This is a genomic window from Leptolyngbya sp. AN02str, assembly GCF_050565595.1.
Taxonomy (GTDB): Bacteria; Cyanobacteriota; Cyanobacteriia; order Elainellales; family Elainellaceae; genus Kaiparowitsia.
Genome location: NZ_JBNXVR010000030.1, coordinates 28,086 through 51,483 on the forward strand (window position 1 = coordinate 28,086; position 23,398 = coordinate 51,483).

Annotated in this window: 16 protein-coding genes; 6 read left to right on the plus strand and 10 right to left on the minus strand. The window is 50.5% G+C overall.

Annotated elements, in window-relative coordinates; translation table 11 throughout:
• Nucleotides 1-212 precede the first annotated feature (212 nt).
• The 3 genes from ptsP to ACQ4M4_RS19880 all read left to right on the plus strand — a co-directional run bounded on the left by ptsP (nucleotide 213) and on the right by ACQ4M4_RS19880 (nucleotide 5,699).
• On the plus strand, nucleotides 213-2,729 hold the full coding sequence (ptsP, locus tag ACQ4M4_RS19870; protein ID WP_430686196.1) for a phosphoenolpyruvate--protein phosphotransferase: 2,517 nt from the start codon (nucleotides 213-215) through the stop codon (nucleotides 2,727-2,729).
• A gap of 111 nt (nucleotides 2,730-2,840) precedes the next feature.
• Nucleotides 2,841-3,782, plus strand: a complete 942-nt coding sequence (pfkB, locus tag ACQ4M4_RS19875) for a 1-phosphofructokinase (protein WP_430686197.1) — start codon at nucleotides 2,841-2,843, stop codon at nucleotides 3,780-3,782.
• 78 nt (nucleotides 3,783-3,860) lie between these two features.
• Nucleotides 3,861-5,699, plus strand: coding sequence for a PTS fructose-like transporter subunit IIB (locus ACQ4M4_RS19880; protein ID WP_430686198.1), 1,839 nt, complete (start codon nucleotides 3,861-3,863; stop codon nucleotides 5,697-5,699).
• 141 nt (nucleotides 5,700-5,840) lie between these two features.
• Here ACQ4M4_RS19880 and ACQ4M4_RS19885 read toward each other — a convergent pair whose 3' ends face one another.
• From ACQ4M4_RS19885 to ACQ4M4_RS19900, 4 genes are all read right to left on the minus strand, one after another.
• A complete protein-coding gene (locus ACQ4M4_RS19885) occupies nucleotides 5,841-6,137 on the minus strand; it encodes a hypothetical protein (protein ID WP_430686199.1) in 297 nt (98 codons plus the stop codon).
• The gene (locus tag ACQ4M4_RS19890; RefSeq protein WP_430686200.1) at nucleotides 6,138-6,626 is read right to left on the minus strand and encodes a type IV pilin-like G/H family protein; all 489 of its coding nucleotides are present in this window, start codon (nucleotides 6,624-6,626) and stop codon (nucleotides 6,138-6,140) included. It lies immediately after the preceding gene.
• Nucleotides 6,627-7,005: 379 nt separating this feature from the next.
• Nucleotides 7,006-8,334 carry a class I SAM-dependent methyltransferase gene (locus ACQ4M4_RS19895; protein ID WP_430686201.1) on the minus strand — a complete coding sequence of 443 codons (1,329 nt, stop codon included), beginning with the start codon at nucleotides 8,332-8,334 and terminating at the stop codon, nucleotides 7,006-7,008.
• Between the two features lie 141 nt (nucleotides 8,335-8,475).
• The gene (locus tag ACQ4M4_RS19900; RefSeq protein WP_430686202.1) at nucleotides 8,476-9,771 is read right to left on the minus strand and encodes a class I SAM-dependent methyltransferase; all 1,296 of its coding nucleotides are present in this window, start codon (nucleotides 9,769-9,771) and stop codon (nucleotides 8,476-8,478) included.
• A gap of 245 nt (nucleotides 9,772-10,016) precedes the next feature.
• Here ACQ4M4_RS19900 and ACQ4M4_RS19905 point away from each other — a divergent pair, with 245 nt between their 5' ends.
• The 3 genes from ACQ4M4_RS19905 (at nucleotide 10,017) to ACQ4M4_RS19915 (ending at nucleotide 15,716) form a co-directional block, all read left to right on the plus strand.
• Complete coding sequence (locus ACQ4M4_RS19905; RefSeq protein WP_430686203.1) at nucleotides 10,017-11,282, plus strand: M16 family metallopeptidase; 1,266 nt, start codon at nucleotides 10,017-10,019, stop codon at nucleotides 11,280-11,282.
• Between the two features lie 125 nt (nucleotides 11,283-11,407).
• A complete protein-coding gene (locus ACQ4M4_RS19910; RefSeq protein ID WP_430686204.1) occupies nucleotides 11,408-12,694 on the plus strand; it encodes a M16 family metallopeptidase in 1,287 nt (428 codons plus the stop codon).
• 847 nt (nucleotides 12,695-13,541) lie between these two features.
• Nucleotides 13,542-15,716, plus strand: coding sequence for a S8 family serine peptidase (locus tag ACQ4M4_RS19915; protein ID WP_430686205.1), 2,175 nt, complete (start codon nucleotides 13,542-13,544; stop codon nucleotides 15,714-15,716).
• Nucleotides 15,717-16,352: 636 nt separating this feature from the next.
• On the opposite strand, the gene ACQ4M4_RS19920 is transcribed toward ACQ4M4_RS19915, so the two are convergent.
• The 6 genes from ACQ4M4_RS19920 to ACQ4M4_RS19945 all read right to left on the minus strand — a co-directional run bounded on the left by ACQ4M4_RS19920 (nucleotide 16,353) and on the right by ACQ4M4_RS19945 (nucleotide 23,311).
• Nucleotides 16,353-17,354, minus strand: coding sequence for a PDC sensor domain-containing protein (locus ACQ4M4_RS19920; RefSeq protein ID WP_430686206.1), 1,002 nt, complete (start codon nucleotides 17,352-17,354; stop codon nucleotides 16,353-16,355).
• Nucleotides 17,355-17,466: 112 nt separating this feature from the next.
• Complete coding sequence (locus ACQ4M4_RS19925; RefSeq protein WP_430686207.1) at nucleotides 17,467-18,891, minus strand: SET domain-containing protein-lysine N-methyltransferase; 1,425 nt, start codon at nucleotides 18,889-18,891, stop codon at nucleotides 17,467-17,469.
• On the minus strand, nucleotides 18,888-19,661 hold the full coding sequence (locus tag ACQ4M4_RS19930; protein ID WP_430686208.1) for an SDR family NAD(P)-dependent oxidoreductase: 774 nt from the start codon (nucleotides 19,659-19,661) through the stop codon (nucleotides 18,888-18,890). The genes ACQ4M4_RS19925 and ACQ4M4_RS19930 overlap by 4 nt, the downstream gene beginning before the upstream one ends.
• Before the next feature lie 299 nt (nucleotides 19,662-19,960).
• Entirely contained in the window at nucleotides 19,961-20,386 is a 426-nt protein-coding gene (gene speD / locus ACQ4M4_RS19935; protein ID WP_430686209.1) for an adenosylmethionine decarboxylase, read from the minus strand.
• 1,221 nt (nucleotides 20,387-21,607) lie between these two features.
• The gene (locus ACQ4M4_RS19940) at nucleotides 21,608-22,204 is read right to left on the minus strand and encodes a YiiX/YebB-like N1pC/P60 family cysteine hydrolase (protein WP_430686210.1); all 597 of its coding nucleotides are present in this window, start codon (nucleotides 22,202-22,204) and stop codon (nucleotides 21,608-21,610) included.
• Between the two features lie 447 nt (nucleotides 22,205-22,651).
• Entirely contained in the window at nucleotides 22,652-23,311 is a 660-nt protein-coding gene (locus ACQ4M4_RS19945; RefSeq protein WP_430686211.1) for a serine/threonine protein kinase, read from the minus strand.
• Between the last annotated feature and the right edge of the window lie 87 nt (nucleotides 23,312-23,398).

Here is a 23,398-nt window from a genome sequence, read left to right on the forward strand (position 1 = left end):
CTCTATCAAATATTACAAACCACAAATTTCTAATTCAAATTGTTTCAATTTCCCCTTGCTTTAGGCAGATCTAACAGAGGGATTTGGAGCTTTATCTTCATTTGTAACTCAGGGATTTGTCGAATTATGAACAAGCAAGTTTTTGAGCTTTTGCCAACCGTTAAGCTGAGAGCAAATCGACCCTTAATCGTAACGGTTGAAACATTTAAGAAATGCTTAATTTAGACCTCAAAGAAAATAATATCGAGCCTGATTCGAATGGGCAAAATGCGATCGCCCAAACCCTCGCTCCAGAAAGGGTTCGGTTGGGTGCAACGGTTGCTAGCAAAGCCGATGCCATTCAACAAGTAGGAAGCTTGTTGGTGGCTTCGGGAAATATGCAATCGGGTTATATCGACAGCATGATGGGGCGAGAAGACGTTGCCAATACCTACTTAGGGAATGGCATTGCAATTCCCCATGGGTTGCCGAAAGATCGAGACTTAATTTCACAAACTGGAATTGCTGTTTTGCAAGTGCCCAAAGGGGTGGAATGGAACTCTGGCGAAACGGTGCAATTGGTGATTGGCATTGCGGCAAAGTCGGATGAGCATATCGAAATTTTGTCGAATTTGACCCATCTATTGAGCGATGAGGCGGCGGTTCAGCAGTTAGCCACAACGACCAATCCGCAAGACATCATTGCGCGGTTGACCCATGCGCGATCGCCCGACGCATCTGAAGAACCTGCCGAGCCGGACTTTGCCCGATTTGTCGATGTGGCGATTGTTGATCTGGCGGGGCTGCATGCACGTCCGGCGACTGCATTGGTGAGCTTGGCCAAGGGCTTTGATGCGGAAATTCGGCTGCGGTACGGTCATCGAATTGCCAGCGCTAAAAGCTTGATTTCTCTGCTGAAGCTGGGGGTGGAGCAGGGGCAAACGGTGCGGGTCATGGCTCAGGGGGTGGATGAAGAAGCTGCCGTTAGAACTATTGCTGATGCGATCGCCGCTGGTTTAGAAGAAGAGGAAGACACCCCAACGCCTGCTGCCCTGGGCCGCACACTTCAGTTTGAGGCAGAGCCCATTCCTGGAATTGCCGCCTCGCCGGGGCTGGCGATCGCCCCGGTGTGGCAGCTCAAGCGCGGCAAGATCGTGTTTGCCGCCACAGCCCTCAGTCCCGTCGCGGAGGAGTCGCGGCTGCGCAAAGCCCTGGCAACGGCCAAAGCCCAGCTTCAGGATTTGTACGAAGAGGTGAAGGCTAAGGCGGGTGCCGCCAAAGCGGCTATTTTTCAGGCGCATCAGGAGTTTCTGGAAGATCCAGACTTATTCCAAGAGGCGATCGCTCTGTTAAAGCAGGAGCGCAGTGCCGCGTGGGCCTGGCGACATGTATGTGACCAACGGGCCGAAGCCTTGGAGCAGTTGCCAGATGTGCTGTTGGCGGCGCGAGCGGCAGATTTGCGCGATGTGGGACAGCGGGTGCTGCGTCTGCTGGCCGAAAAGGTGGAAGAAGATCCCAAAATGCCGGACTATCCGGTGATTTTGGTGGCAGAGGACTTGACCCCATCGGATACGGCCAAGCTCGATCCAACGTTAACGGTGGGTCTGTGTACGGCCTATGGAGGCGCAATTTCGCACTCGGCCATTATTGCGCGATCGCTCGATATCCCAGCGGTGGTGGGGGCTGGGCCAGCGGTATTAGGTCTGGCAGACGACACCCAATGCATTCTAGATGGAGAGTCGGGCAACCTATACCCCCATCCCACCGAGGCCGATGTGGCAACAGCGACCTCGGCTCAGCAAGATCTTCACGCCCAGCGTGAGGCCGAAAAGCTGGCTTGCTATCAGCCCGCCATGCTGACCGATGGCTACCGGGTCGAGGTGGTTGCCAACATTGGAGCCGCCTCCGAAGCCGAGCAAGCCGTCAACGCAGGGGCAGAAGGGGTAGGTCTGCTGCGTACCGAATTCTTATTCCTAGGCCGCACACAGCCCCCCAGTGAATCAGAGCAGGTTGCGGCCTACACCGAAATGACTCGCGCCCTCAACGGCTTACCGCTAATTGTCCGTACCCTGGATATTGGGGGAGATAAGGTCATTCCCTATCTCAATTTGCCCAAAGAAGATAACCCCTTCTTGGGGGTGCGCGGTATTCGCCTTTGCTTCCAGCGGCAAGACTTGTTTGAAACTCAGTTGCGAGCCATCTTCCAGGCGGCAAAAACGGGGCCTATCCGCATCATGTTCCCCATGATTGCCACGGTGGATGACTTTGTTGCGGCCCGTCGCCAAGCCGAGGCGATTCGTACGGAGATGGGAGCGCCCCATATGGAATACGGCATGATGGTTGAGGTGCCGTCGGCAGTGATGATGGCGGATGAGTTTGCCGAATTGGTGGACTTCTTCTCGGTGGGAACCAACGACCTGACGCAGTACACCCTGGCGATGGATCGCGGCCATCCCATGCTGGCAAAACATGCCGATGGCTTGCACCCGGCTGTGTTGCGCATGATTCAGCGCACCACGGAGGCGGCCACGCGTCACGGTAAGTGGGTGGGTGTGTGTGGCGGCATTGCGGGTGAACCGCTGGGAGCGTCGATTTTGGTGGGATTGGGCGTAAGCGAACTCAGCGTCAGCATTCCCAGTGTGGCGGCGGTCAAGGCGAAGCTGCGGAGCCTGTCGAAGGTGGCAACCCAAGACCTGGCTCAGCGGGCGCTGAAGTGTCGCAGTGCCCAAGAGGTGCGATCGCTCCGTTAGGCATCAACCTGTTGGGTCGCAGAAGCTAGCCTCGGAGCGAGTTCCGCTCTGGTGTGGTTTTGATTTTTTCGTGTTGGTGCTTCGATTCTTTTATGTACAAGGAGTTTTCCTATGGCAAATCCCCGCATTGCCACGGTGACCCTGAATCCAGCCATTGATGAAACGGCTGCCATTCCCCATTTTCGGGTTGGCGAGGTGAATCGGGTGGACTGGAGCCAGCTTGATCCGGGTGGTAAGGGTGTCAACGTGGCTTCGTTTCTCAGTGATTTTGGCTTTGGTGTGTCGGCAACGGGTTTTTTGGGCAATGAAAATGCCAAGCTGTTTCGCACGTTGTTTGCTCTCAAGGGCATTGCCGATCGCTTTGTGCTGATTCCGGGCCAAACCCGCATCAATTTCAAAATCATTGACGAAGCGCTAGAGCAGGTGACCGATATTAACTTTCCGGGCCAAACTCCGGTGCCAGACGAATTGGCGATGCTCCATCGGGTGATAGATGAACTGGCGATCGCCCATGACTGGTTTGTGCTGGGGGGAAGCCTGCCCGTTGGGGTTCCCGAAGATATTTACTACGAAATTACCCTGCGGTTAAAAGCGCAAAACAAAACGGTGGTGCTTGATGCCAGCGGCCCCAGCTTTAAGCATGCGATCGCCGCATCTCCCTATGCCATTAAGCCCAACTTAGAAGAGTTGGAAGAATTGCTAGGCACCACGCTCACCAACGAAATGGAGGTGGTGAGCGCCGCTCGGGAACTAGTGCAGCAAGGAATTACCTGCGTGACGGTCTCGATGGGGCCAAAGGGCGCAATCTTTGTTGAAGCAGACGAAGCGGTGTGGGCCATTCCGCCCCATGTCGAGATTGTGAGTACTGTTGGGGCGGGCGATGCCATAGTTTCGGGGCTTATTACCGGAATCTTGCATGGCCAGTCGTTGAGCGATCGCGCTCAATTGGCGACCGGCTTTTCGATGGGGGCGCTCACCCAACTCGGGCCTCGATTACCCTCGGTCGCCACGATAGAAGATTTTGCCAAAATGGTCACCCTCAAACCGCTGTAGAGATTCAAGTTTCAACGTTCAAACTTCTATCAATGCAACTTACTTAAATCCTGATGTAAACCGATAAGGAAATAGGCGATGACAACCAAACGAATTGTGGCGGTGACAGCCTGCCCCACCGGAATTGCCCATACGGTGATGGCTGCCGAAGCCCTTAAAAAAACTGCCCAGGTGATGGGGCACGACCTCCAGGTAGAAATGCAAGGCGCAGAAGGGGTAAAGCAGCCTCTTTCTGATGCGGCGATCGCTCAGGCTGACTTGGTGATTGTCGCGGCCGATATTTATGTATCGCCCGATCGATTTGATGACAAGCCTGTGTATGCCGTGTCTACCAGCCGCGCCATTCGCGATACCCAAGCGGTCATTCAAGAGGCGATCGCCGAAGCCGACGAAGTGAGAGCGTCTGTCACGAATCCCGTCAGCGAAGCGGCGACCCCAACTCCGCCAGATCCGGTTGTGTCGGCTCCAGCGGTTCCCAAAAACTTGGTTGGCATTACCTCCTGTCCAACGGGGATTGCCCACACCTTTATGGCCGCAGAAGCCCTCCGCAAAGGCGCAGCCCAGCTCGGCCACAATATAAAAGTTGAGACTCAAGGTTCCGTTGGGGCCAAAAACCAGCTCACGCCCGAAGACATTGCCCAGGCCGATGCCGTGGTGATTGCTGCCGATACCCATGTCGATATTTCGCGCTTTGCAGGCAAGCGGTTGTATCAAACTTCCACCAAACACGCTCTCAAAGATGGAGCCTCGGCCATTCAGGCTGCGCTGGAGTCTCCCGATCCGGTGATGGCTGGTGGAGAAGGGGGCGATCGCGCCGACTACCTTGCATCTGTGCAGCGTGCCAAAGCAGAGCAATCTGCCAAGCGCTCTGGCCCCTACAAGCACCTGCTCACGGGCGTATCCTACATGCTGCCGATTGTGGTTGCGGGCGGTCTCATTATTGCGCTGTCCTTTGCCTTTGGCCTCAATCCGCCCGAAGGCACCTTTGGCCATGCCCTTATGCAAATTGGCGGCACCACCGCTTTTTCACTCATTGTGCCGGTTTTGTCCGGTTTCATCGCCTTCTCGATTGCCGATCGCCCGGGTTTGGCTCCAGGCTTGGTGGGTGGTTTGCTAGCGGCCAATTTGGGCATGGGCTTCCTCGGTGGGATTCTCTCCGGCTTTTTGGCTGGATACGTTGCCTTATTTTTGCGAGAAAAAATCAACCTGCCGGTCAACTTTGAAGGCTTAAAGCCTGTGTTAATTATTCCGCTGCTGTCTACTCTGATTGTGGGTCTGCTGCTGATTTATGTATTTGGCGTTCCCGTCAAGGCCATTCTGGATGGGCTCACCGCCTTCTTGCAAAACATGGGGCAAACCAACGCGGTCATTTTGGGCTTGATTGTGGGCGGCATGATGGCGGTGGATATGGGTGGCCCCGTCAACAAAGCCGCCTATACCTTTGCCGTGGGCTTGCTTGCCAGCGACATTACAGCTCCAATGGCCGCTGTTATGGCGGCTGGCATGACTCCACCCCTGGGCTTGGCATTGGCAACGTTGCTCTCCAAGCGCCAGTTTGTTGAAGAAGAACGGCAGGCGGGCAAAGTTGCGGCGGTCTTGGGCATTTCCTTCATCACCGAAGGGGCCATTCCCTTTGCCGCGAAGGATCCGCTGCGGGTGCTGCCATCCTGCATTATTGGCTCGGCGATCGCAGGTGCCCTCTCCATGCTGTTTGGCTGCACGCTGCGGGCACCCCACGGTGGCATCTTTGTGCTGGCCATTCCCAATGCGGTTGGCAACGGTGGGTTATATATTGTGGCGATCGCCGTTGGCACCCTGGTCACAGCCCTTGTCGTAACTCAGCTCAAACGTTGGCAGCCCAAGCCCAAAGCAAGCTCTGCCGAGCAGGCTGATTTAGCTGTACCTACCGCCCACTAGTACTTGAATTAACGTCAGTTTCGGTTAAGGGCTTTTCTGAGGTTTGCGCGTTGCGCAAACCTCAGAAAAGCCCATTTTTGCGTGCGCAACGCGCACGCAAAAATGGGCACTTCAGCTTATCCAAAACTCAGGTTTGAATTATTAATTTTTGACCGATTTCCAACGAACTTTTCCGGGTAAATCATTGCCCAAATGAAATCGCTCAAATGAAACCGGGAATCGGGTATGCGCCCGATTCCCGGTTTGCGATCGCAGGTGAGTTCCTGAGGTCTTCCCTGCTATGGCTGTCTTCATCGACATGGCGATCGCGGCACGAGTTGATGCAAGGAAGGATGGGCGATCGCTCGACTGACCATTGCTAATAAAAAAGCGGTGTTCTGATTCCAGAACACCGCTTTTTGTATTGTCACGAATAAGACGGTACAACCGTTTAGACAATTATGGGCACTTCACTGCGCCGGAAACGGGAGGAACAACGGGAGCGCCAGCTTTTACGCTCTCGCACAGCAGCGCAAGAGTCGTCTTGTTACCGTCAGTACCAACACCGAGGTAAACCCGACCTGCATAACCCTTCAACACGATGGGGTTCTTAACAGGAGTACCAGTCGAAATTGCTTCAATACCTTTTGCAGCGGAGGCATACTTGTAGTTGTCGGTATCTTTGATACCCAATTCCAAGTTGTTGAGGTTACCAAATACTCCCTTCTCCAGGAAGTAGGCTTGCTGACCACGGTTCATCGTACCAACATAGGTAGAAGCTTCGGATTGACGAGCTTTGTTGGCCTGGTTAAGGAAGGAAGGTAGAGCGATCGCAGACAGAATACCGATGATGATGATAACCACCAGCAGTTCAATCAGGGTGAAACCTTCGTTGCCCTTACGCTTGGACAGCTGCATCAGAAACTTGGCTTTGAGATCAGTTTTCATGGGGTGTATCTCCTTGAGTTGCGGGTTAGATGGTGTTTTGCTAACTCCTGGATATAACTTGCCCTCTTTTTCAGAGTTTCATATCACCCCATTTCAAAAAAAAGATTTTTTTGGCAGCGATCGCCCCAAATCCGCTGAAAATCTTCCTGATTTTGCCCCATAGGTGAGAAAACATTAGCCTGTTGACGGAGTATCCCCCATGCCACAGGCTATTAGAACTCGTGCGCAAATGGCTTTAAAGCATGAATCGCTGTACAGCAGCGCCGTACAGCGATTCATGCAGGAGGTCTATTGCTATCGCTCATGGGTTATCGCTGATGCCGATAAGATCACAAGACGTGCTGCATCGTGGATGCCAGGGCTGAGCAGGCGCTAGAAATCACTCTTCGGTTTCCAACAAAACATATAGGAACGCATCCAAGCGGTTGAGAGTGTCCTGGACTACCGCGAACGCCTCTTCGGACGTGAGCGCTTCTAAGGTGATGGGGTTCACAGGATGCAGAACCCGATACCGCTCAGCCAGGGTATGAATCGACTGGGGGCCATCCCATAAGGGCAGCAACGCAGCAGCGATCGCCCCATCCAAATACACCGGCCCAAACGCTGGCAGTGGAATATAGCTCGATATTTCAAAATCCCGTTTAGCGCGCACAGCCTCAATCAATCCCTGCTTTGCTTTTTCAGTTTTGATCTGGGGATGCAAATGCACCATTGCCCGAGACCACTGCTCCTCGCTCCAGTCATCCACAGGAGTACCCGCCAGAGCGATCGCCTCCTGGCCCACGCACCAAAAATCGATCAAACGATTGACCGGATGCATCAGCTCCAAAATCATGGCCCGCTGTAATGGCGATGCCTGCCCCAACACCAAAGCCCAAAAATCAGGCAAATCATCCGGCTGTTCAAACAAATCGGCCACTTCCCAGCGCCGCCAAGCCACCATACGGACAAACTCCAGCCCAGCAGCATCAAGCAACTCGACCGCTTGAGGAACCGTAAACCCCTTATCTCCCAATAGCAGCAGATTGGCGAGAATGTCGCTTTTGCCATCTGGCGTCGCAAACCGATCTTGCCAGGACTGCATCCGAGCAATCACCTCCGGTTTCAGGGCCTGCATGGTTTGGGTTGCAACCTTAATTTCTGCATCATCGGGGGCATGGTCCATCAGCCCCATCATGCGAAATAGCTCTTGTGCGCGGTAGTAGGCACCCCGTTGGGCCGCACTGTGGAGATTCGTTCGCAAAATACCGTGAGGCTTGAGCACCGCGCGCAATGATTCCAGCACGAGCGGCGGATTCGGAACCAAGTACAGCACTTCATCGCAATTAATGTAGTCAAACTGAAGCCCCAGCGATGACACCTCTTCAATGGGCATGGCATGAAACTGGGCATCGTTGAACCCGTAGTAATCCAGCCGAACTTTTGCAAGCTTGACAGACTCTTCGGATAAATCAACCCCAACAATGGTCGCTCCCGGATTGGCCTCCGCCAGAATCAAAGATTTGTACCCTGAGCCGCACCCAGCATCCAAAATCAGCATGTTTTGGGGATCGGGAACTTTTCGGAAGTGCAAATAGTGCGGGGTAACGACGTTGTGAATGAATAAGGATTCGTAATCCTCTTTGGGAGATTTATCTAAAGGAATGTTGGGGTAAGGAAGAACATTGAACTGCTGGCGAATTTTTTCGAGATCGTCTGTGGAATACATGGGCGATGTCCTTCAGTGCCGTGAATTGGGGCTAATCAAGGGTGAACAGGTGTATTGGAGCTGTCGATGTTGCTTTAAGCATGGATGCGGAAACGGACAACAGCTTTAGGCTTAGTCAGAAGAAGGGGTGAGGTCGCGTATCTATGTTCCAGATTCTGCCAGGATCAGCGGTAATGCTTCGAGGCGAGATAGCTGCTGCTGCAGCGGCTCAGCAATGTCTGCTGGGGTGACGGGCGCTAGGGTGATGGGATCTAGCGGGTTGAGGGTGCTGTAACGCTGGGACAGCGTGTGGAAGGACTGAGGACCTTCCCACAAGGGCAGTAGAGTTGCGGCAAGCTGGCTATCAATCGCGATCGCCTCGCTAGGTTGGGTTTCAAAAAATGGGCTCAGGTTGACCGATTTTTGAGTTGCACAGCTTTGTTGAATAGCTTGTAAGACGGTCTCATCCTGCAATTGGGGATGTAGGTGAATAGTTGCGGTGTCCCAATTAATGGAGGTTGAGGAGGCAGATGCTGCAGGACTGCACCACATGTCGAGGAGGCGATGGATGGGCATGAGTAGCTCAAAGAAGTAGAGCTGTTGCTCAACCGAGAGCTTGTCCAGGTTCTCTTGCCAATAGTCGGGTAAGTGGTCAGGATCTTGGAAGAGATCGATGAGTTGCCATTGCCGCCCGTTGACCATGCGGGTAAAGTGGAGCCCGGCTTGTTTAAGCAGGCTGAACATTTCAGGAATATTAATGCCCTGGTCGTGGACGGTAAGGTAACGGTGCAAAATGTCTTCGCGTTGATCTTCGTAACTGGGTGACCAGCCAAATCGTTTCATGACAGAGGTGTCTCGGAGCGATCGCATGGTCTCCACGACAATATCGATCTCAAAGTCTTGTGGGTTCTCGTCCAATAGCTCCAGCATGCCAAACAGGGTTTGGGCATTGGTGATGTAGCGTTGCTGGTAGCGATCGTGAAAGTTGGCGTGCAAAATGCCATCGGCCTTCAGCACGGATCCCATAATTTGCAAAGCTGTCGCCGGATCGGGCAATAAATATAAGACTTCGTCGCAGTTAATGTAGTCAAACTGCTGGTTGAGGGATGGCAGATCATATAAGTTGTAAACGGCGACCTCTGCCTCGCTACCGTGATATTGCAGGCGCTTGCGGGCCAAGTTTACAGACTCTTCCGAAATATCAATGCCCAAAATTTGGGCACCAGGGTTGGCCTCTGCCAGCTTGAGGGTGCTCATTCCCGTGCCGCATCCCACATCAAGAATCGACCGATCGCGCGTATCGACGACCTGGCGATGGTGCAAGTAGTAAGGGGTAACCAGGCTGTAGTTAAACAGATTGCCGCGATCATTTCGGGGCGAATCTTCTAACGGAGTAGAGGGGAAGGGAGCATAGTCAAACTGCTGACGGATTCTTTCTAAAAGTTCGGGATTCATCATGGGGAAGATGCGGGGCTCACACGGTGACATCAGCTCTGAGTATGCCCAAAAACCGAAAAATTCCTACTTCATTACAGATAGGACTTATGCACGTCATCCGAAAAACCAGGGAGTTGAATGATTTTTAGAGCGCTTAGCGCTCTAAAAATCATTCAACTGCGTCAGTCCTGACAGAAAGCGTTAGGATAATAAAATTCTTCAATTTTCGTTCCAAGCCTTTGAATCCACCTATCTCTTCATCTACGGTGCCGACCATTTCTCAGTTCCCAGGTTACGTGTGTACGCTCGACAATGGGCTGACTGTGATCCATCAGCAAACGCCAACTCCGGTGATCACGGTGGATGTGTGGGTGCGGGCAGGTGCGATCGCCGAGCCAACTCCTTGGGCCGGGATGGCGCACTTCTTGGAACATATGATTTTTAAGGGAACGGATAGCTTGCCGCCTGGATCATTTGATCAGGTGATTGAGCACCATGGCGGGGTGACCAATGCTGCCACCAGCCATGACTACGCGCACTTTTTCATTAGCACCACCGACAGTTGTCTTCCCAAAACGCTCCCCTGTCTGGCCGATCTATTAATTAATGCCGCGATCCCAGATGATGAGTTCGATCGCGAGCGAGATGTGGTGCTCGAAGAAATTCGTCAGTCAGAAGATGATCCCGATTGGTTGGGCTTCAAGGCATTGTCACAGTTGGTGTACCAAAATCATCCCTATGGACGCTCGGTGTTGGGTGAGCCCAGCAATTTGCTGCCGCTGGTGCCCAACGAGATGCGCTGTTTTCATCGAGCTTTGTACCAGCCGCACAATATGACGGTGGTAGTAGTGGGGGATATTGAGCGGGAGCGATCGCTCGATCAGGTCAATGCGGCGTTTGGCTCGTTTAACCCGCCGTTGGTGTATCCCCAGGTTACGGTCGAGGCCGAACCACCTATCGTGGGCATTCGTCGGCAAGAAATTGAACTGCCCCGCTTGGAACTGGCTCGACTGATGATGGCTTGGATTGGCCCTGGGGTGGATCAACTGCGGAGTGCCTATGGGCTAGATTTGCTGTCGGTGCTGTTGGCGGGCAGTCGGTCGTCGCGGTTGGTGCGCGAACTGCGCGAAGAACGGCAGTTGGTGCAGGATATTGGCAGCAGTTTTTCGCTTCAGCGCGACTCTAGCTTGTTTACCATTACGGCATGGCTAGAGCCCCAACATTTGGATCAGGTCGAGGCGTTGATTGGCGATCGCCTTTCGCTATTAACCAGCCGTCCAGTCAGCGAAGTGGAGCTAAGTCGGGTAAAGCGAATGCTGTGCAACGACTACGCGTTTTCGAGCGAAACATCGAGCCAGTTAGCGGGGCTATACGGGTACTACAGCACCATTGCCACGCCCAACGTTTCGACCATTTACCCGTTGCAGATCCAAAGCATTCAAGCAGAGGAGTTGCAGCATCTTGCCAGTCAGTATCTTTCGCCGTACCACTACGCAGTCACTATTTTGCGTCCGGCGTATGATGGCGGTTAGTGGCGTGCGCCGCGTGCTGCCAAGGCGAGTTCTCGCTAGGGTGGTATCCAGGGTTTGAAATTCGCGTGTCTGTTCGGATTTTGAGTTTCATTGCTAGGTTTTAGAGTTTCAGGTTGAACGTTTGTATGCTGAGTGCGCCTCGTCTTTCGCCAAGCCGCCACATCCATCGCACGGTATTGCCCAATGGTATGGTGGTGCTCGTTCTCGAAAACAATACGGCTGATATTATTGCCTCGCGCATCTTTGTGCGAACGGGGGGCCGATACGAAACATCTGACCAGGCGGGCCTTTCGCACCTGCTGATGTCGCTAATTACAAAAGGAACACAGCGCTTATCGTCGCTAGAAATTGCGGAGTGGGTAGAGTCGATGGGGGCCAGCCTAGGAGCTGACTCAGCAACCGATTACTGCCTGATGAGCCTGAAAACGGTGTCGCAAGATTTCCCCAATATTTTGGGATTGGCGGCAGAACTGTTGCGATCGCCCTCTTTTCCTGAATCGGAGGTTGAGCTAGAGCGACGGTTGACCCTACAAGGAATTCGCTCAACCCAAGAGCAGCCATTTTCCATCGCGCAACAGCAGCTGCGTCGTGCAATGTACGGCAGTCATCCCTATGGGCGCACGTCGCTTGGCACTGAGGAAACGGTGGCCCGGTTGACCCGAGACGATTTGCTGCAATTTCATGGCACTTACTTTCGGCCGGACAATATGGTGATCAGCTTGGCGGGACGCATAACTCCCGAAGCGGCGATCGCCCTGGTGGAAGAAACCTTTGGAGACTGGCCAGTACCACAGGATGAGAATGGTTCGGTGTCGCTGCCTGTATTGGATATTCCATCGGTGTTGCCTGCACCTCAGCGAGTTGCCACTGCTCAAGATACTCAGCAGGCCATTGTTATGTTGGGCTATTTAGCAGCTCCGCTCCATAGCCAAGACTACGCCACACTCAAACTCATCAATACGTATTTGGGAAGCGGATTATCGAGTCGGCTATTTGTGGAGTTGCGAGAAAAACTAGGCTTGGCCTATGAAGTTTCGACGTTTTATCCTACGCGGATGGATACGTCACAGTTTGTGGCCTACATGGGCACCGCACCTGGCAATGCGGCGATCGCGCTGGATGGTCTAAAGCGTGAGGTGGATCGGCTCACCACCACTCGGTTGACCGATGATGAATTGCAATCGGCCAAAAATAAGTTTCTCGGTCAGTATGCGTTGGGCAAGCAAACTAATGCTCAACTGGCACAGGTTCAAGGCTGGTACGAAATTTTGGGCATGGGCCTCGATTTTGATCAAGCGTTTCAAGATGCGATCGCGGTTGTAACGGCTGAAATGGTTCAAGAAACGGCCCAACAATATTTTGGCAATCCCTACTTTTCCTTGGTTGGGCCTGCAGCGGCGATTCAACCATAGGCGATCGCGCTCGAATGTTGAAGAAGCGTCTATGGGCAATGCTTGTAGACGCTTTTATTGCTATCAACTTGATGGCCACCCAACTTGGGCATGGCTAGATGTGCCTGCGGGATGGTTCTTTCAAGAGCCACCATGATTTTCGCTTTAACAATTCATGCTTTAACGATTCATGCTTCAAAGCGCTATTCGTGCAGGAGATTTCCTGCATATCCAACTCATGTGTTTGCTCTATTTCAATAACAAAGGTGAATTCTGAGTTGGCTCAACTGGCAGGCTATACCAGTGAAATAAACAAGTTCGGTTGGTGGAAAAGCGATCGCCATAAATTACCCCCAAGGGTACTAGTCCACCACCAAAAAACTCTTGAGAATTACTATAGATTTTCCTGAAAACATAGGTAGCTGAATTTTTTTACGCATTGCATCGTTAGAAACTCTAGAGCATGCTTCATCTACACCTGGAACAACCTGAAAATCTGCTTGTTCTCATGTAGAAAAGCTTGTCAGAGCTAGGTTGCAGAGATTTATTAACTCAGTCAATGCATTGGTGAACTGCATCAGCTTTGATTGCCAGAGTTGGCTCTACTCTGTTGATGAATGGAACAAGAAAAGAAAGAGGAAACTCAGCCGACTTCTATCGATCTGCTGTCTCATTTTTGGCAATCAACCTGACTCTTCTAAGTCAACATGAACCGCAATGAGAATCTGCGGCTAGTAGCTGCATGCTTTCAAATCATTTCTCATGATGCATCATAAACCACTTCCGAACTGAACAGTATTCACACCTCAATTCACACCTCAATTTGTTTGGCTGTTCCATTTTTTTACCCTATTCACGTCTTAAAAATATGGCAAGTTCTTTACCGACCGATCCGCTATTTGACCAACAGTGGTATCTCCTCAACACAGGACAAACCGGCGGTACTTCCGGAATAGATCTCAACGTTACTTCGGTGTGGCAGGACTACACTGGCGCAGGTGTGCTGGTCGGTATTTTGGATGATGGGGTCGACTATACCCATCCTGACTTGGATGATAACTATAGTGCCGACGACCAGTATGATGCTTACGAGCAAGATGGAGATGCTGCCCCCACCAGCGATTTCGATTCCCATGGAACGGCGATCGCTGGCATTATTGGTGCCGAACTCAACAACAGTGAGGGAGGCGTTGGGGTGGCTCCTGGTGCAACCCTGGCGGGCATTCGCATCAATTTTGAAGACTATGTCACCTTTGAGCAGCATAGTGCCGATGCCCTGATGCAAATGGCCAGTTTTGATGTGGTCAACAACAGCTGGGGCTACAATGCGCCATTTGCAGATGATTTTAGTGAGGCGCTGTACCAGCCCTACCAAACCGCTTTAACCAATGCCGTGCAGCAGGGGCGTGATGGCAAGGGCACAATTGTGGTGTTTGCGGCTGGCAATGCCCGCGAGTGGGGCGACAACACCAACTATCACAATCTCAACAATTCCCGTTTTGTCATTAGTGTTGCTGCGCTCAATCACTTTGGAAAGCACACGTACTACAGCACACCGGGAGCCAGTATTCTTGTTTCTGCCTTGGGTGGCGATTTGCTAGATGATGGCATTGTGTCTACCGATCGCGTGGGCAAAGATGGCTACAGCACAACCAACTACACCACCGACTTTGGGGGAACCTCCGCAGCAGCCCCCATGGTGACGGGCGTTGTGGCGCTTATGCTGGAAGCCAACCCCAATCTGGGCTATCGCGATGTGCAGACTATTTTGGCGTACACCGCTGTTCAAAACGATGCGACCAGCATCGGTTGGAACTGGAATGGTGCGCAAAACTGGAATGGCGGTGGGCTACATGTCAGCCATGATTATGGGTTTGGCTTGGTCAATGCCCATGCAGCTGTGCGACTAGCCGAAACCTGGACGCTACAAAGCACCGCTGCGAATGAACAATCGGTCAGTGCAACCAGTGCTCCGGCGGTGCCGGTGCCTGACTTGGGAACCGTGAGCGATAGTATTCAACTCGCCAATGGCTTACAGATTGAGCAGGTAGAAGTGGCGCTGGATTTGTCGCACACGTGGATTGGCGATCTCACCATTACGTTGACTGCGCCTTCGGGCACCCAGAGTGTGTTGGTCAAGAATCCTGGCAAAGATGAATACGGATATGATTCTTTTGGGCTATCGGGTAATGACATCAAGTTCACGCTGTCTTCGACCCACTTTTGGGGAGAAACGGGGGTTGGAACATGGACGCTATCCGTGACCGATTCCCAAGGGTTTGATGTGGGCATTCTCAATAACTGGAAGCTAACGCTCTACGGTAGTGAACTGACGGAAGATGATGTGTACATCTATACCGATGAATTTGCGTTGGTGGCAGATAATCCGGCAAGTGCGACCCTGGTCGATGGTGCTGGAACAGATACTCTGAATGCAGCGGCGGTAACTTCTAATCTAATCATTGATTTGCTGCCTGGTGCAACTAGCACGATCGCAGGCAAAAGCTTGTCAATGGGTCCCAATACCGTAATTGAGCATGTGTTTGGTGGAGATGGACAGGATGAAGTGCTGGGCAATACTGCCAACAACAGTTTGTCTGGAGGACGCGGCAATGATGGATTGAGTGGCAATAGTGGCGATGATACGTTGGTGGGTGGAGCAGGCAACGATACGCTAACTGGAGGATGTGGGAGCGATCGCTTCCTGTTTCAGTCTAATTTAGGATTTTCGGTCACAAACTTTGGCTTAGATACCATTACAGATTTTGTGTCGGGAATCGACAAATTGGTTTTGAGTCAGAAAAGTTTTAGCATGTTGCAAAGTGCGATTGGACAGGGCTTTAGTCTATGCACAGACTTTGACCAAGTTGATAATGATGCTGATGTAGAACTGAATACGGCGGTGATTGTGTACAGCCAGGGATCAGGCAATCTGTTCTACAACGCAAATGGTGCAAAAACGGGATTAGGCGCAGGAGCGTTGTTTGCTCAGCTAATAACTAAACCGATACTGAGCTCCGCTGACTTTTTAATTCAGGTTTGATTCAGGATTCTGTGTTCTTTGTGGTTGAATTGGCATCAATTTCGAATCATTTTTCTATCAGTTGGTCCAACCAGAGAGGGCGATCGCACCCTCTCTGGTTAGTATTTCGCACTCATCTCGTCAGCAGATCTGCGAGTGCTGGATGGGCTCTTTATATCAACTCCTCAAATTCAAGCTACAGACGTGGAACCGTTAGGACTACGACTGCACCTGCTGGTCTCAGCCTTCGCTCGCCCCGCGAATGAATTGCGGGCTACCCCAAGGAAGTCCACTCAAGTGGACTCACCCGCATCGGCACGGCTGCACAGGCATCTACTCAACATACTGTAACCGCAGAAGCGATCGCGCCATCCAGCATTGCTGCCAATGCAATTGAGGTAGAAGACCGTAGAGGGCAGTCCACTTGAGTGGACTTCCTTGGGGTAGCCCGCAATTCATTCGCGGGCGACAGGATCTGTAACCTGACTATAGAGAATTGATATTAGATCTCCTGCACGAATTGCTTTTTAAAGCATGAATCATTGCGCGGCATCGCCGCGCAATGATTCATGCAGCAGGTCTATGATGATGGTTTTTATTGGAGAACCCTGGCTGTTCAGCTGCGTTGTATCGCTATAGAAGACTGCTGAATTGGAATTACACGAAGTCGGATTCTGGCAGCGTAACAACCACTAACCAATCCAGACCATATTCATCCTGCCAGGGAGCAATGTGGACAAATTGGCGATCGCCGCTTTCCTGCGAGAAATCAAACTGCTGGGTGGTTTGAATGGTGTGAAAATCCTGGAACTTTTGCGTGAGAGCGGTGCCAACAGCCTTCACGACGGGGTCGGGCGTGTTGAACACGCTGTAGCGTGTGGCGGTGCCATCCAGCTTGTACAGCATGGGATAAGCGCTAGAACTAGCGACCAACATGCCATCCCGCTCCATAACAAAGACTTGTCCTGCGGCGCTAATCGGCAAATTAGCCAGGAATTTGCCAATGTCGGTAACGAGGAGATCCACCACAGTGAAGCCCAGCAGCGTACCGTCGCGGTTGACCAAGGGATATTCTGCATTCAGGCAAACGTAGTACTCGTATCCAACGTTTGAGAACTGGTCTTGCTCTAGCTCCTGTCCACCGTCAACGACATCGGTGGCAATTTCGGTGGTGTAAACGGGGGTCCAGGCGGGTTTGCCTTCAGCCATAATTTTTTTGCGCCAAGGCTCGCCAAACGGGTCGTAATCATAGCTTTGAATGAGATGGGTAGCATTCCCCTGGTCATCGGCGGCGTAGTCGTACCCTTTTCCCCCAGGATTTTCATACACCGAAAGATCGACGCCAGTGACCCAAATTCCGGCTCCGGCTTCTTTGCCACTGACGATCGCTGCTCCGATATAGCTAAAGTTCTCAAAAATCTTGGCCTGTCTCCAAAAGTGCTGCGAACTCGCTTTGAGATCGTTGATATCTAATTGGCCACTGAGCATGAGTCCAGCATTGAGCTGATTGAGTTGGTGTGGCAACGTTAAATAATGAGTTAAGTGATCATGAACTTGCTGCCCAATCGTACTGAGTAAACGATGGGAGAGTTTATCCACAGCAGTGTTCAGGCGGGCTACTTCATTTAATTCCATGGGATGCTGCAAAGTTGATTCCATAATTCATGATTCCTTGAGTTCATTCGTTTGGTGATTGAAATTGAATTGCGATCACAATCTTGTTCCCATCATCGTGTCACAAAACATCATGATGGAGCGGAAAGGCATTTTATCAAACCGTGAGGAGTGTGCTCGAAAGGTTGACTGGCGGTATGGGTGCTTCATCGCAAGGAACAAGGCGAACAGCTCCTCGACAGTTGGGCGCACCACACAAACAGTCAAATTCCAGCCGATTTTGATCGCGAAATGTTGCAAAATCAACTGTTAGCTCTTCGCCCTGGGTAATGTCGCGAGTGGCCACTAAATCAAACCCACAATAGGCTGTATTCGGATCGCAGGAATGGTTTTGAACCAGCCATTCGTTGGGATTGGGATCGCGCAATACCAGCACATTTTCTTTGAGTAAATAGGTATACCGCAAGAAGGCTTCTTTTTGGGTGGTTGTCCAGTGCGATCGCACATGAGATAGCGTGGCAATATTTTGCAGTGTGGCTTCTCGTTTCACAACCACATCGCCAGCCCGAAATGCCTGAGTTGCAAAGATGCCATAGGTTGCAATCGGGCTCTTTTTCATTTGATATTTCTTTTGGCGATCGCGGTGACGGTGCATGCCATCTGCAATGATTTGCCGTAAAAATCCAGCGTGTCCGGCACTATCCATGTGCAAGATCATGTCTGCTGGCGATTCCATATCGGTGCAAAAGACAGCACAGGGTGCGTTGATATCAATCAACATGAGTTCACCTTCCGCATTCAGCCGAAAATCAAAACAGGCATATCCGCCCTGGTTCATTTCTACAAACAAACGCTTTGCAGCATCTTGCAGCTGGCCGTTCAGTTCACCATCTTTGCAAGCAGTGTAATGCGTTTGTGTTTCTATCTGCTTAAACGATGGGTTGGACGAAAAAATTGCTTCAACAGGCGGGTAAATGACAGGATTACAGCTATCAACCGGGTTGCCGACAACTAAGACAGTAAACTCTCGCCCATCAATAAATTCTTCAATGAATGCGGTATTAAATTGCTGAATGAGAGCGCTAGTTTGATCCATCAATTCTGTATGAGTGGCGATGTGCGATCGCGCATGAATTCCCAATCCATCAGCCATTGATAGTGGCTTAACAAACAAGGGCCACATGAGTTCATTTGCTGCTGAGGCTGCTTCATCGAGCGTTTCTGCAACAACAAAGCCAGGTGTTTCTACTCCAGCAAAAAAGGCGATCGTTTTCATCAAGGGTTTAGGCGCATCATACAGCGATCGCGCTGGGCCTGTATAGGGCAAATTCAGGTCTTCTAAGGCACGAGTCACATCAACATAAGCTGCCACATCCCAAGCCTGAAAGCCACGACACAAATTGACAAAAATATCGTACTCCTGCTTTTTGAGGTGCTGGAGTTGGCGATAAATGGTGGCTTTGTCCAAGGTCACTGTATCAACCTCGGCGTTTGGCAGCCACTGGGTTATGTCTACAAGCCGCTGTCCTGCAAAAGAGTCTGTCGAGTGTGTCCAATCCGGTTGTAGAACACAAATTTTCATAGTGCTGTATATCCTCCATCTACCATTAAATTTTCTGCCGTAATGAAACTAGCTGAATCAGATGCAAGAAAGGCGATCGCTTCGGCAATTTCAATTGGTTCGGCAACTCGTTTGAGTAGCTGTGCACCGCCAATTTGAGGATGTTGGTCGGCGGTTTCACGCGTGAGACCCATCGTTTCCCAGTAGTACTTCTCGCATAGCTCGGTCCAGGTTGTTCCTGGACATACGGCATTGACCCGGATATGAAATGGTGCAAGCTCCATTGCCATAGATTTTGTCATACAGGTCAATGCACTTTTGGCCGTGCTGTAGAGAAGACAATCGGGCTGTGCAACAAATGCCAAATTAGACGATACATTGACGATCGCGCCTTTCCCAACGGCCTTCATCTTGGCAACGCAGTGTTTGATACACAAGGCATAGCCAATCACATTAACGCGAAGTGCTGTTTCCCATTCGGCGGCAGTGGCTTCTATGCCCTGAGGGACAAATAAGACTGCATTGTTGATGAGAATATCAACTCGACCAAATTGCTCAACCGTGCGAGCTACCATCGCTGCGATGCTTTCTTCTTGAGCAATATCTGTTTTGATAAAACACACATCGCCACCTTGAGCACGCAAGTCTGATTCCACCTGCTGCCCCGTTTCATCATTGATTTCAGCAATCGCAACGTTGACTCCGTACTCCACTAAGGTTTTGCAAGTGGCTTTGCCAATACCTCGGCCTCCTCCTGTCACGATTGCAACTTTGCCTTTCAGACCTTTCATATATCATTCCCCAATTTGTTCACGCTATCGTTTTAGCACCATGCGTTGTATGGCCTGTTGGGAATCTATGTTCAGTTCATGCCTCCATATATGAAATGTGTGACATGGGGTTGCTGATTTCTTAATATTTTAATCAATCCTAGAGTTCACTTTTGCATTGGTTTTGTGATTTCAGTGCGATCGCATGTAAATGCGAAAACTTAATCTACACCGGCACACCATCACGATGCCGCTGTGAACTACCGTGAACCAGTCGTTAAGGCATTCAAGGTGTATTGCCCTAACTACAGCGATGCGGTTTAGGTGTTGACCAGTAAATTAGCATCTGCCGAAGCCTGAAGTGAGGCTCGACCTCTAGGCATGGTAATGAGTGAATGTTTTTGAGCTTCGAAAACGGCGATTAAGTAATTGCAGGCCCGCTCTGGTTGAGTATGCTCTCCACAGGTGAATACATCAGCCGCAATAAAGCCACTTTCAGGCCATGTATGTACAGAAATATGAGACTCTGCTAGAAGCACTAAAGCCGTTACGCCGTGGGGATTGAAACGATAAGAAACTCTCTTTAGAAAGGTTGATTGAGCATGCTTTGCTGCTTCCCTCAATGACTTTTCAATAAATCGAACATTGTTTAATAGATGGGCAGGGCATCCATATAGCTCAAGGATGCAATGTTTACCGACCGGAATGGAATCAAACTCGTTAAGCGAAGCGAATTTATCGTTCAATGCCTTTACCTCACTTAGGTTGAATATTGCCGAGCATACTGCTATGGATGGGAACTACTGGGCGGCAACGAGCAACAGCAGACTTCTACAACATGGCTGGAAGATAAGATTGAGAATGATTCCGTGAAAATTGCTTACACAGACGTTTACAAGCTGTAGAGATACAGCTTATGTGCCTAGTGCGAGACATTTGGGGATCAAAAAACTCTGCAATGAGAGAAGTCTATATGTTGCTGCATTCACTTTGGGCGATCGCGAATGCAATGCTACTGCCTTAGTTGTATGAGCAGCGTGACCCAAGTTCTTGAAGTAAACTCATCCATACTGGCTGCATGAATATCTTCACAAGAAACTTGGCCGATCAATTGTCAATACCGTTTATGGCAAAGGATCAAGGGACGATGCGGGGGAGCATGGTTGCCTGAATTGCCATTCAAAAAATGACTGAATATCGCGCGAACATTGAGCCAATAGCACGGGTAGTTACTGATTTGCACAATATCCACATCAAAGTCCTCAAGTCACAACAAGTAAACTTGGGGTGATGGCAGTAATATCACACAGTTTTTTAAGAATAAGTTCTGTAGAAATAATGAATTTCTACAATCAGGAGCTTGTTGAAAATTATAAAGTTATCTGTATTTGCACTTAATCATCATTTGATATATCAGTGTTGTTGCGTAGATGCTGCTGATAAAAAACGACCGCGCAGTTTTATGCATGAAAAATGCTGTGAACCTAGGTTGGATACACTGATTTTTAGTGTTGAGAAAAATCAGTAGTTCCAGCCAAACTTTGTCCGAGCTTGAAGTTTCAAAAACAATTTTGATGATGATGCCGTTATTTTTTGTTTTCAGGAGTTATTTTATGAGCGATGTGATTTTATCTGTGGCTGTTAAAAAAGATACATTGCGCTTTGAATTTGCATGTCACTCTGGCGGGTAAGTGTTGACGAAATATAAAAGCAAAAACATGCTGATTGATGAGTGCGATCGCATTTGCGTGCATCCAGTCTCTGTGTCGATTTCCTATCTGCCCAACATCGCAGAATGTATCGTGATTTGCCCCACCGATCATATGGCTGTGTATGGTGAAGCGAACCGACTCGCAGTGGAATCAATTAACCGATATGACATGTTCGTGATTAGGCTTTCTGCATGAGTTGTTGTATGGCTCCGCCTCACAGCGATTCATGCTTAAAAGAACATTTGTGCGGGAGATCTATTCACGATCCGTTATGTACGATTCTGCCGGACGGCTATGGGGACATTCATTCCAAATTTCTTCTGGAAAAACGATTGCTTCTAAAATGTCTAAGCTGGGCAAATCAATCCTGTTGGTATTTAAGTTGATGCCGTACTTGAGATAGGCACTGTAGATCAGTTGGCTGCAATAGAATGCATTTTCTGTGCTGGAATTTGGAAAGTTGAAATTATAGGGTTTGCCAATAGAGGCTTGCAGAAGGCAGTATTGGGCAACCCCTACTCGAATGCGTCGCTCTTGGGTGAGCGATAGCCCTCGGTTGGCAAGTGGGTAGGCAATGCCGTAGAGCGTATCGACAAACAAACGATGTTCGGTGACTAAGCTGGCATCCCAGCGATCGCCCGGCATATCATACACCACCACGCCCATTGGGTTTGCTTCAACACATCTTCCTGCTGGCCCCACATACAATGCACAATGATCAATTGCTCCTGGAATGAGACCCCCTACATGCTGCCAAAACTTGCCGTATAGGCCATTGGGTGTGCCATCAACTGTGCAAATAATGTCGCCCGTTGTGACGGTCAATCCATTAAATTGATGCGAATAGATCATTGCTTGTTTGCCTACTGCCCATGAAACGACATCGAGCAAGAAAGCCCAGCCTGGTTAGCACTTTATGATGGCTGCTGCATAGGCTTTGACTTTCTAACTCACCAGTTTTCTTTCAGTCCAGTTTCGCATGGGGTGCGCGATCGCTCAAACCTAGCTCCAACCAGCAATCATCAACTCTGATCCCATTAAAAGTGCCAAGTGTGACCCAAACTGCCCCTCCCTCCTCCCAAAATTAGGAGACTGTGAATAAAAACTGGGTTGGAAGTCTCCCAGAGTTAGGGGTTGGGGGCGATGCAGGACATTGGATACATTTCAACCACCCGCTTACCCGAAACCTCTTCAGATAGGTTCTCAAATGATTGGATCTGCTGCATGAATTGCTGTGAGGCGGAACAACACAACGATTCATACTTTCAAGAAACATGCGTGCAGGAAGCCTATTGAGTATTAACGGGTGCGGCGGATATAGTTGCGATAACGGCGATATATCCATCGCACAGCGTCTAAACTTTGCCGAGGTACCCGCAGCCGCAGCCAGGAAAAAACTGGCCGATACAGCCAGTAATAAGCACGCTTTAAATCATCCCAAGCTTGGCACGGTTCTGGGTTGAGAAAGTCAGAAATATCGACAACAAAACCGCGTCCCTGCCACATCATCACATTGCGTCCGTGCACATCGTGGGGATGGAGCCCCCGTTGTTTGGCGATCGCCAGCGCTGCATCAATATCCTGAATCACATGCTTAGGAATATAAAGCCCCTGCTGAACACAATCGTACAGAGTCACACCATACAATCGTTTGAGGACTAAAAAACTTGGCTCTGCATACAAACACGACGAAAAAGCAGGATGCTCGCCCAATCGACGATAGACCTCAACTTCTTCATGCCATCCAGGCCGACCGGGTGCATAAATTTTGACCACCTCTTCGGGAAAATCGGGATGGCAAAATACGGCTGCGTAATTGCCCGTGCCTAGCAACTCCCAGGGTGCAGGAACCACAGACACGACCACTGGATTGTGTACGTCAAAGCTTTCTAGCTGCACATGGGGAAGCAACTGCTGATGAATGCGAGAGATGAGAGACTGAAGAGGCGTTTGAACCATTGCCTAGATACCACTACCCAAAATTTGTCAATTATTTAATGAATGAACTGATGGGGTTTGCATTCATGTCCAAGGAGGTAAACTCTT